Consider the following 9,689-nt stretch of genomic DNA (forward strand, 5'->3'; position numbering starts at 1 on the left):
GTCGCGCAAAGACGACGCGCCTGGGACAGATAACCATGACGATCAAGGTATTGCCTTCTTTCAAGAAGGTATGGAAGGGTGGCTTCGTCGCTGACGTCACCATTCGCAACGACGGGTCCGAACGCGCCGACAGCGTCATCCTCGAAATCGCATCGGGTGGGGAAATCTCCAAGATCTGGCGCGCGCTTTCATGGGAGCCGACGGAAGGCGGCGCTCGAGTGGATGTCGAAGCGCTCGGCCCCGGCGAAAGCACGACGATCCGGGTAAAGGGCGAGGGCCTGCCCGAGTTCACGGTGAAAAAGATCGTGACCTGGGCAGAGAAGAAGTCCGCTGGTCCTGTCGAGCCGGAGCCGACCGCTGCCGAGACGGACGAGGATTCCGATCCGTCTTCCACCGTCGACAGGCCGGCCGATGAAGGCGCCACGCAGGGCCCGAAAGCGCCCGGTCATGCCGTCCCGACGCCCGCGGAGATCGATGTCGAGGGGGACGTCGTGCATGTCGGCAAGACTGTCGGCGCGCGCGGGCTGCAGGATCTGATCGACACCAGTCCGGCGGGCACCGTGCTTCTGCTGGAGGCCGGCCGCCACCGCTTTGACCGGACGGTCGAGATCAATCGCGACGACATCTCGGTCGTAGGCACGGGTTCCGGCGAGACCGTGATCGAGATGGCCGGCGGTATCGGCGGAGAAGCGTTCCGCATCGGCGACGGTGGCCGTTCCGGCGACCTGAAGTTGGTCCGGCCGGTTTCCGAAGGCGGTACGAGTCTTGAACTCACCGGCGGCCACGGGCTGAAGGCCGGAGACTTCGTTCATCTTTCCCGCGAAAGCACCGATGCCTTCTACGACGAGATCGGCGACACGACCTGGCGCAAGGACGTGGATCTGCGCAGTTCGATCGTCGAGGTCGCATCTGTTCAAGGCGGCCGGATCGAACTCGCCTCCGGCGTGCATTTCGAATTCGTTCCGCATGAAACCACTGTGGCGCGCATCGATCTGGTCCAGAACGTGACCCTTGGCGGGTTCACCGTCGACTACGGACTGGGCTCGGCGGATCCCTCCGATTTCAGCAACCGGTTGAGCGCCTACGACCGGGATGCCGTCATTCAGGTGGAGGGCACGTCCGGGCTTCGCCTGCAGGATATCGTCGCGCATGACGTGCCCTCCCTCGGTCTCAACGTCGCGCTGAGCCGTGGCGCCATGGTCGACGGGTTGGAGATCGCAGGCGCACACAACAAGGGGGATGGCGGCAACGGCTATGCCGTGCAGATCCGCGATGTCTATGACAGTGGCTTCGCGAACCTCTCCGACCTGGACATGCGTCACTCGGTCGTCTTCGCCTCCTGGCGTTCGGCCGCGAACAACGATGTCCATGTCAGCAGCACGGACCGCGACATCAACTTCCACGGCGGCCGCGACCATGGAAACGTGGTGATGGTCGACCGCTCGGTGCGGGACGCGAATTCCGACATCATCGCGCCAACGCTTTTCGTGAACACCAAGGGGACGCATTACGGCACCGTCACAGACGCGGACGCCAACATCATCCGCTTCGGCCATGTCGTTGGGACACGTCTTGCGGACGATGTCCGGGGCTATGACAAGGGCTCGTGGCTCGACGGGGCCGGGGGCCACGACACGCTGACGGGCGGCGACGGCAACGATGTCCTGATCGGTGGCGCGGGCCGCGACCTGCTGCGGGGCGGCGCCGGAGAGGACATGGTCATCTACAAGGGTGCCCGTGCCGACTTCGACATCACCAAGCTGTCCAGCCGCGCATGGGAGGTCGACGACAGTTCGGGTGACGCGGACCTCGACACCGTCGAGCAGGTCGAGTGGCTGGTTTTCGACGACGGCGCACTGCGCCTGTCGGACAGCGCATTCGTGGCGCTTTCGGCGATCGAAGGCATCTATCGCGGGGCGGGAACAGCCGATGACGCGTCCAACCCCGCGCCCCGCCCTGCGCCGATTCCGACCGCGCCGGCCGCACCCGCGCCCGAGCCGGACCCGGAAGAGGACGAACCGCTCATCCTGGTCGGGACGGATGCCAAGGACGTCTTCGACGTCACCGCACCGGGAACGCGGGTCAGCGGCAAGGGCAACTGGGATGTCGTTCGCTCCACGGTCGATTTCGTGATGGCCGACGATGTCGAGAGGCTGGAACTGGTCGGCACCCGCGCGATCGATGCGACGGGGTCCAGCCGTAGCGAGATCGTGCTCGGGAACGACTTGGCGAACGTGATCCATCTTGGGGGCGGCGCCGACCGCAGCTACGGGCGCGAGGGGGCTGACCAGCTCTTCGGTGGAGCGGGCGAAGACCAACTCGACGGGGGGGGCGGCGACGATGTCATCGTCGGCGGATCTGGCGCCGATACGCTGCGCGGTCGCAGCGGGGCGGACCGGTTCGAATACCGGGCCATCTCGGACAGCACGCGAAGCGCCGCCGACATCATCGAGGACTTCCTGTCCGGCGTCGATGCGATCGACCTCTCCCGGCTCGACGCGGACGTGACGCTCCCCGGAAACCAGGCTTTTGGCTGGAAGGAGGGCGGGAGGGGCGCGCTGTCCTTCGAGAATGGCTTCCTCTCGGGTGATGTGGACGGCGATGGACGGGCCGATCTTCGCATCGGCCTCGGCGAGGCTTGGCTCGCTTCGGACGATGTGATCCTCTGATGGGCCGGGATCGGGGGGGCGGCAACGTCCCCCCGATCAAGATCTGCGCGACGGGCAGGGCGATGCCTTTCGGCGTCGAGCGGAGTTCCGGAATTCTGCGATCGCAGCCAGATCATCGGCGAAGGCATCCGGCCGGGGTTCAGGACCTCTCCCATCCCGCGGCTCGGACACGACAGGAGCGGCGGGCAAGGACTGATCCGCGGCGCGGCAGACCGCCTTGTGGTGGCGGACCGGTAATGGGGCTGCACCGGGCATCGCAAGGGATGCCCGTGATCTTCTTCATGCGCTTCGCCGCCAGCCCGCCGAACGGATGCTGCCATGGTCTTCGACGTGGACGCAGCGGCCGAAATGCGTCGACGGACCCGGAACAGGCCGCCCCGGCCGATCGTTCCTCACGCATGACAGTCAACACATCCGCGTTCGCGAAGCTGCTCCTTGCCCCGGCGGGTCTAGGGCGTCGTCTCGCCAGCTTGCCCGCCTTTCTCCCACGTCCTGCGGTCCGCGACCTGCTCGTCGCGGGCGGGCTCGTGCTTGCCGCCAAGTTGGCCGTCCCCGTGCAGGAGCGGCTGCAGGACTGGATCCCGGAGGTGCTCACCGTCCCGAACGACGCGCAGGTGATTACGGACCGCGCCATCGGTTCGACCATCCGCATGTTCTCCATCGCGACGGACGTCGATGTCGATGCCTTGTTTGCGGATTGGGAAGCGAGCCTGGACAGCAATGGCTATCCCGTGTCGCAGGGCGCCGACGACCTGCTGGACAGGCCTATGAATTCTCCGGCCCGGGCATCGCCAACGCCAAGATCCTCGTCTCTCCCGTGACGGAGGACGGCCGCAGCGTCATCGAATTCGACGCGACGCTCGACTGACCCTCAGGCTGTCTCGCGATCCGGCGCGATTGCCTCGTCCACCTCGCGGAAAAATCGCTCCGGCTCGATCCCGCGCTTCTCCGCGCTTGCGCGGACGGCGCCCTGCAGGCCCTCGCTGCGATCGAGCAGGCGGCGGAATCGCGCCTGGTCCAGAACCAGCAGCGTTGAGGGTGCGATGGCGCGGACCTCGGCGCGGGAGGCCTTCTTCATCAGGATCGACATCTGCACGAACATCTCGTCCCGGCCCAGCCGCCAGCTCTGGCCGGCCGTCTCCAGTTCGACCGCGCCCGAGGCGATGAAGAATACACTTCTCGCGATGTTGTCCTTCCGGAGCACCATCTCGCCTGCATTGACGTAGCGGGTGGAGAGCGCGCGCCCGAGGCGCCCCACGACGGCATCGTCGAGTTCGGCGAAGAGCGGGAGTTGCCGGACGAGGTCCGCCCGCCGCAGCGCGATGTCGAGATGCGGGCGAAGCTCGGCTGTGGCCCGACGGGCGTCGAGACCCTGAATCAGCGCGGTAAACACTTCGGCGCCGATCAGCCCGTCCTCGCGCACTGCGGCATATTCCCGTTCTTCCAGCCGCAGGGCCGTGCGCCGGATGAACCGTCGTTCCAGTTCTTCGGCATCGTCGGGATATTGCAGGCGGAGATCTTCCAGCGCCGTCTCCATCGCGTCAACCCGGCGTGTGAGCTGTTCCTGCAGCAGGTCCGCAACGCGCCGCCCATGGATGCGCCGGATACGCTTGTCGATAAAGGCCCCGAGATCGCGCAGGATCAGGCGCTGCGACAGCAGCAGTCCGAACCGGTCGGCACTCCTGCGCACCAAGGGGTACGAGATGCCGAACCGCCCGTGCAGCAGAACGGCGGCGCGGAAGGCGCGGCCATAGGCGACGCTGCGCCGCGCCGCGCGCTGGAACCCGCTGCGCCCTTGGGAACGCGCGCCTTCTATCAGCCGGTCCGCGTCCGACAGCACCTGTTCGGCCATCCGCGCGGAGATGGTCCGTTTCCGCATTTGGGCGAGGATCGTATCGCGCTCATGACCCGCAAGCCGGATCAGCCCCAGCGTGATGCGGTCTCGGTCGAGGATGTCCGCGCTGTCCTCCGCCGTCCTTACCGCTTCGTCGAGCCGGTCGCCGAAGCGCTTGGCCTCGGACGGCACGATGTCGTGGATCAATTCGTAGTTCTCGGTCGTGCGGGCGACGTCCGCGCACCGTCTGCAGGGCCACCGCGACCACCTGACGCGACAGTGCCTCGTCGATGGGCGAAAGCCGGTCGAGGCCCAGCCAGCCGATCACCGGACGCAGCGTCGTGCCCTGCACGATCAGCGTGAAGAGCGTGAAGCCGGTGGCGAGGATGCCGACCACGCGCTGGATCCCGTCGGGTACCCGAGAGCTTTCGGTCACCGCCAGTGCCAGGGCAAGCGTCACCGCCCCCCGAAGGCCGCCCCAGAGGATCGCGACCCGGTAGGGCCGTTCGAACGCGGGGGACAGCTTCAGCGCTGTCAGCAGCGGCAGCAGCCCGAACAGGACGACCGCGCGCGCCGCGATCGCGGCCAGGATAACAACGCCGACCAACGCGAAATCCTCGAACCTGGCCTCCTCCAGCAGGCACGGGATCAGCAGCGCCGCGAGGATGAAGATCAGCGCCCCGGCCCAATGTGCCAGCACGTCCGAGATCTCTCGCAGGTTCGTCCAGGCCTGCGGCGGCAGGCGCCCCGTACAAGGAAGACTAAGAGCACCTAAGGAAACCGATCATCTTCTCGTGGATTCACGAGGCATGAGACATGAACTTGTGAGCGATGAGATGTGGGCGGCGGTGGAGCCGTTGCTGCCCGAAGAGCCGCCCAAGCCGAAGGGCGGACGGCCGCGCGTGCCGGACCGGGATGCCCTGCGGGGGATCGTCTTCGTGCTGCGCTCGGGCCTGCCGTGGGAGATGTTGCCGCGCGAGGTATTCGGCTGCTCGGGCATGACCTGCTGGCGGCGGCTGCGGGACTGGCAGCAGGCGGGTGTGTGGGACCGGCTGCACCGGACGCTGCTGGAGCGCCTGCACCGGTCGGGCGAGCTCGACTGGGGGCGGACCGCGCTCGACAGCCAGTCCACCGCTGCCAAAAGGGGGGCGCCGCGACGGGGCCGAACCCGACCGACAGAGGCAAGCCGGGCACGAAGCGCCACACGGTCACCGACGCGCGCGGCACGCCGCTCGGCTTGACGCTCACCGGGGCGAACCGTCACGACAGCATGGCGCTCGCAGCCGCGCTCGACGCGGTGCCGGGCGTGCGCTCGGGCGGGCCTGGACGTCCGCGCATGCGCCCCGACAAGCTGCACGCCGACAAGGCCTACGACAGTCGCCGCTGTCGCAGGGAGTGCCGCGCCAGGGGCATCACGCCGCGCATCGCACGCAAGAGGATCGACAGGTCCGACCGCCTCGGCCGCCACCGCTGGGTCGTCGAGCGGACCTTCGCGTGGATGGACCAGTTCCGAAGGCTCGTCACCCGCTACGAGCGCCGCGCAGACATCCATGCAGCCCTCACCAAGCTCGCTGCCTGCATGATCTGCCTGAACCAGATCAGCAGGTTCTGTTAGGCGCTCTTACCCCCCGCCTCGCTTGGAAGGCGCGGCTCGCTGGGCTTCTCTACCTCATCATCATCATCGCGGGCCTCGGCGCAGAGCTTGGCCTGCGCGGACCCCTTATCGACCTCGGCGATGCAGATGGCACCGCCGGCGCCATTCTCTCGGCACCCGGCAAGTTCCGCCTGGCCCTCGCCGCCGACATCGTGATGGCGCTCAGTGACGCCGCGCTCGCCATCCTGCTCTACCTCGTCTTCCGTCCAGTCAGCCCGGGCCTCGCGCTGTCGGCGATGGTGTTCCGCCTGATCCAGACGGTGCTGATCGCGGCAAGCCTCATGGCCCTGCTGACCGCCTGGCTTCTGCTGACGCGCGCCGCCTACCTGGCCGACGCCCCAGCACTCGCGCTGGTGTTCCTCGACCTTCACGCGCACGGCTACGATCTCGGGCTCGTGTTCTTCGGGGTGAACAGCCTGATCATGGGCTTGCTGGTGTGGCACTCGGGCCTCTTCGCGAAGGTGTTCGGTGCGGGGTTGGCGCTGGCCGGACTGGTCTATCTGACAGGCAGCGGTCTGCGGTTCCTCGCGCCAGAATGGTCCGCGGCTTTCGCTCCTGCCTACGGGCTGACGATCCTCGCCGAGGCTGCATTCTGCCTTCGGTTGCTTCTTCAGCGGGTGCCGCCCCCACGGCTTTCGGCGACATGACCGATCACGCCGAGCGCCAGAACTCGCCAGAACCTACGGTGGAGGTTGACGACGGTTGATGCCGCTTCGAAGAAGGTGCCAAAACTCCGCATTGCCGACCAACACGCCTTGCGGACACCTCCAAACTTTTTCCATTGCGACCTCGTTCTCGGCCGGATCATCGCCCTTGTCCTCTTCGACAAGGTGCGGCTCGACATTCCTGCCTTTCACCGGGCCCCTTTCTCGAGGCGATCCCGCACCCATGAAACGGCCTCTGGATCCTCCTCCGCGAGGCCGTTCAGCAGGAACGTGCAGCGCTCCTCGATGTACCGTGCGACTTCCTCGACCCAGGGCGCGGCCTCGGCCTCCATGGCGACCACCTCATCGACGGCCCGCGGAAGATGCGTCTGCGCCGCCTCGCACAGCGCCCTCACGCGCCGCAGGATCGCGCCTGGGCCCAGACCGCAGAGCGCGGCCTCCCGCTGCCAGTGCCGGCCCTTGAGGTAGTCCCCGTCCCACATCGTCGCGATCGACATCGCCTGCTTCTTCGTGACGTTCGGAAAGACCTTCTCGCACATCACGTCGTAGATCGGGGCCAGCCGCGCCCGCGAGGAGGAGATCAGGATCGAGTAGTTCTTGGCATGCGCGTCCGTGTTGCAGGCGATGGCGTTGAAGATGACGTAGTCGAAGATCCCGAGGACGCCCTTCAGCGGGTCGAGGACGCGCATCACGCCCACGATGTCGCGGACCGCCGGGCCGGGCCGGCCGGTCTCGTTCCTCTCGTACTTCGCGGTCGGCAGGCACCCGAGCGCCTGGCACATGTCCTCCTGGTGAAGCCGGCGCCAGATGTCCCCCTGGCGGCGCCGGTCGTAGCGCCGCACGAGCAGGTAGCGGCGGGCGCCGGCGCTTCCGATCCGGACCTCCGGGGCGTCGAGCCCCAGGAGGGCCGCGAGCCGCAGGCAGAGCGCCTCGTTGTAGACGCCGCCCGGCAGGTTCGCCGCGTCCGGCTTCAGGATCCATGTCGAGGGCGCGCCCTCGATCGGGATCGAGATCGCACCGTCGTCTCCGACATGGACGCGGATCTTGGTCTGGACGCCGGCGAGCGACATCGAGACGCCGTCGTCTCCGACCAGGAAGGGCTTCTGCGGCAGCTCTTCGATGATCCGTTCGAGCGCGGCGGCGTCGGGCACGGGGCGCGTCGCCATGCGCGTCCTGCCGCGCTCCGCGAAGGACAGCGCGCCGGACGTGTCGCGGCCGACGCTGGCGAGCATCGCGAGTGGATCCGCCTGGGACGCACCCGCGGCGCGGGCGACGATCTCAAGCTGACGGCTCTCGGGCAGCAGGTTGGCGATCCAGGGAAGCACCACGCCGGGGCCGAACGTTTTACTGGAAATCGGCATCAGGGTCGATATCGGGAACGCGCCGCGAAGGCCGCGCCAGCCGTCGGCATAGGGCAAGCTCGGCCCGCCCTCGCCCGCGCGCAGCTCGGCGACCTCCCGGTTCTCGAAGAAGACCTTCACGTCATCCTCCCGAGGGAGGAAGATCGTCGGAGTCGTCGGGGAGCATGTCCGGCAGGTCCTCGTCCGTCGCCGCGTCCCGTTCATCCGGGAGGGACGGCACGATCCCGAGGAACCGGGCGATCATCAGCGCCGGTCCGATCCTGAGGGTCGGCTTCCCTCCCTCCAGCTCGACGATGTAGCGTCGCCCGACGCCGGTGGCCCGCGCCAGGTCCTCCTGCCGGAGGCCCTGCGCGCTCCGGCGGGCCCGGATCATCTCACCGAAGAGCCGTGCGTCGGAGACGCCGGGCGCCTCCGACGCGGCCCGATCGGCTATCGTGCGGAAGCCGCTCATCGATCATCATTCCTGCTTCGTCGTAAGGGACCACGATGTTCCCGAGCGGGAACATGCGCACTCCCCAGCAGGTATCAAGCGCATATGTTCCCGAGCGGGAACATGGACCGTCTGATGCCCCCGACCGGTCCGAAAGATCCCGATCGGGAACGCCCCTCATTCCCCGCGCGCGTAGTTCCTGAGAATCTCGTCCGCCCTGGCCATGGCCTCGTCGAGCCACTCGCCCATCGCCCGATCCTCCATGTGGAGGCCGAGACTGGACTCGACTTTTGGCCTGCCCGATGTAGAGCATCACAAAGTATTATCCGGAGGCCGAGATGCCAGCCATCCCTCCCGTCGCCGTCAAGCTCGATCCCGATATCCGCGCTCGCCTCAGGAGCCTCGCCGCGGCACGAGATCGCTCGGCCCATTGGCTGATGCGGGAAGCCATCGCGCAGTATGTCGAGCGCGAGGAGCAGCGCGAGAGCTACCGCCAGGACGCCCTAGAGGCCTGGGAAGCCTACCAGGCCGATGGGATGGACGTGACGGCTGAGGAGGCCGACGCCTGGCTCACGCGCCTGGAGGCCGGCGAGGACGCCGAGCCGCCCGTGCCGCACCGCTGAAGCTTCCGGGCGATCGCCCCGCGTGCCCCGCCTTGTCCGGGCGCCTGCCGCGCTGCGGGACATCGACCGCCTGCATCGCTTCCTGAAGCTGAAGAACCCCCATGCAGCCATGGCCGCGGTGCGCGCGATCCGCGGCGGCATGCGCATCCTTGAAGACGAGCCCGACATCGGGCGACCCGTGGAAGGGATGGATGCGGATTTCCGGGGCCGGCTCATCCCCTACGGCGATAGCGGGTACGTCGCGCGCTATCGGATCGATGGAGACACTGCCGTCGTGCTCCGCATTCGCCATCAGAAGGAGGCGGGGTTCGGATGAAGTCGTCTCCTAGCGATCCCCGCTCCGCGCGTACTTCCTGAGGATCTCGTCCGCCCTGGCCATCGCCGCGTCGAGCTTCTCGAGCGCCTCGGCCTCGCGCGCGGCCGCCTGCGCCCGCGCCTCCGGATCCGGCGGCG

At 67.6% G+C, this 9,689-nt stretch carries 8 protein-coding genes and 1 pseudogene; 6 read left to right on the forward strand and 3 right to left on the reverse strand.

The window, feature by feature from the left end:
* The first annotated feature begins 35 nt into the window (after positions 1 to 35).
* Both DR046_RS21335 and DR046_RS21340 read left to right on the forward strand, forming a co-directional pair.
* Positions 36 to 2,669 carry a calcium-binding protein gene (locus DR046_RS21335; RefSeq protein ID WP_115384391.1) on the forward strand — a complete coding sequence of 878 codons (2,634 nt, stop codon included), beginning with the start codon at positions 36 to 38 and terminating at the stop codon, positions 2,667 to 2,669.
* Between the two features lie 269 nt (positions 2,670 to 2,938).
* Positions 2,939 to 3,490 carry a hypothetical protein gene (locus tag DR046_RS21340; protein ID WP_135227366.1) on the forward strand — a complete coding sequence of 184 codons (552 nt, stop codon included), beginning with the start codon at positions 2,939 to 2,941 and terminating at the stop codon, positions 3,488 to 3,490.
* 50 nt (positions 3,491 to 3,540) lie between these two features.
* Here DR046_RS21340 and DR046_RS21345 read toward each other — a convergent pair.
* Positions 3,541 to 5,269 (reverse strand): annotated as a pseudogene (locus DR046_RS21345) (cyclic nucleotide-binding domain-containing protein); the annotation flags it as partial.
* Positions 5,270 to 5,312: 43 nt separating this feature from the next.
* Between DR046_RS21345 and DR046_RS21350 the strand changes: the two are divergent.
* A protein-coding gene (locus DR046_RS21350; protein WP_115384393.1) for an IS5 family transposase occupies positions 5,313 to 6,118 on the forward strand; the annotation gives its coding sequence in 2 pieces (ribosomal slippage) (positions 5,313 to 5,643 and positions 5,643 to 6,118; 807 coding nt in all).
* Entirely contained in the window at positions 6,112 to 6,804 is a 693-nt protein-coding gene (locus DR046_RS21355; protein WP_115384398.1) for a DUF4386 domain-containing protein, read from the forward strand. Before DR046_RS21350 ends, DR046_RS21355 begins: the two co-directional genes overlap by 7 nt.
* Before the next feature lie 206 nt (positions 6,805 to 7,010).
* Here DR046_RS21355 and DR046_RS21360 read toward each other — a convergent pair whose 3' ends face one another.
* Positions 7,011 to 8,303: a HipA domain-containing protein gene (locus DR046_RS21360; RefSeq protein ID WP_167767227.1), complete on the reverse strand. Its 1,293-nt coding sequence runs from the start codon at positions 8,301 to 8,303 to the stop codon at positions 7,011 to 7,013.
* A gap of 1 nt (position 8,304) precedes the next feature.
* Entirely contained in the window at positions 8,305 to 8,634 is a 330-nt protein-coding gene (locus tag DR046_RS21365; RefSeq protein WP_115384395.1) for a helix-turn-helix domain-containing protein, read from the reverse strand.
* Positions 8,635 to 8,951: 317 nt separating this feature from the next.
* On the opposite strand from DR046_RS21365, the gene DR046_RS21370 reads away from it, so the two are divergent.
* Both DR046_RS21370 and DR046_RS21375 read left to right on the forward strand, forming a co-directional pair.
* On the forward strand, positions 8,952 to 9,236 hold the full coding sequence (locus tag DR046_RS21370) for a CopG family ribbon-helix-helix protein (protein WP_115384396.1): 285 nt from the start codon (positions 8,952 to 8,954) through the stop codon (positions 9,234 to 9,236).
* Positions 9,237 to 9,258: 22 nt separating this feature from the next.
* Positions 9,259 to 9,552: a type II toxin-antitoxin system RelE/ParE family toxin gene (locus tag DR046_RS21375; protein ID WP_115384397.1), complete on the forward strand. Its 294-nt coding sequence runs from the start codon at positions 9,259 to 9,261 to the stop codon at positions 9,550 to 9,552.
* Positions 9,553 to 9,689 lie beyond the last annotated feature (137 nt).

Source organism: Jannaschia formosa, from assembly GCF_003340555.1.
In the GTDB taxonomy this organism is placed as follows: Bacteria; Pseudomonadota; Alphaproteobacteria; order Rhodobacterales; family Rhodobacteraceae; genus Jannaschia; species Jannaschia formosa.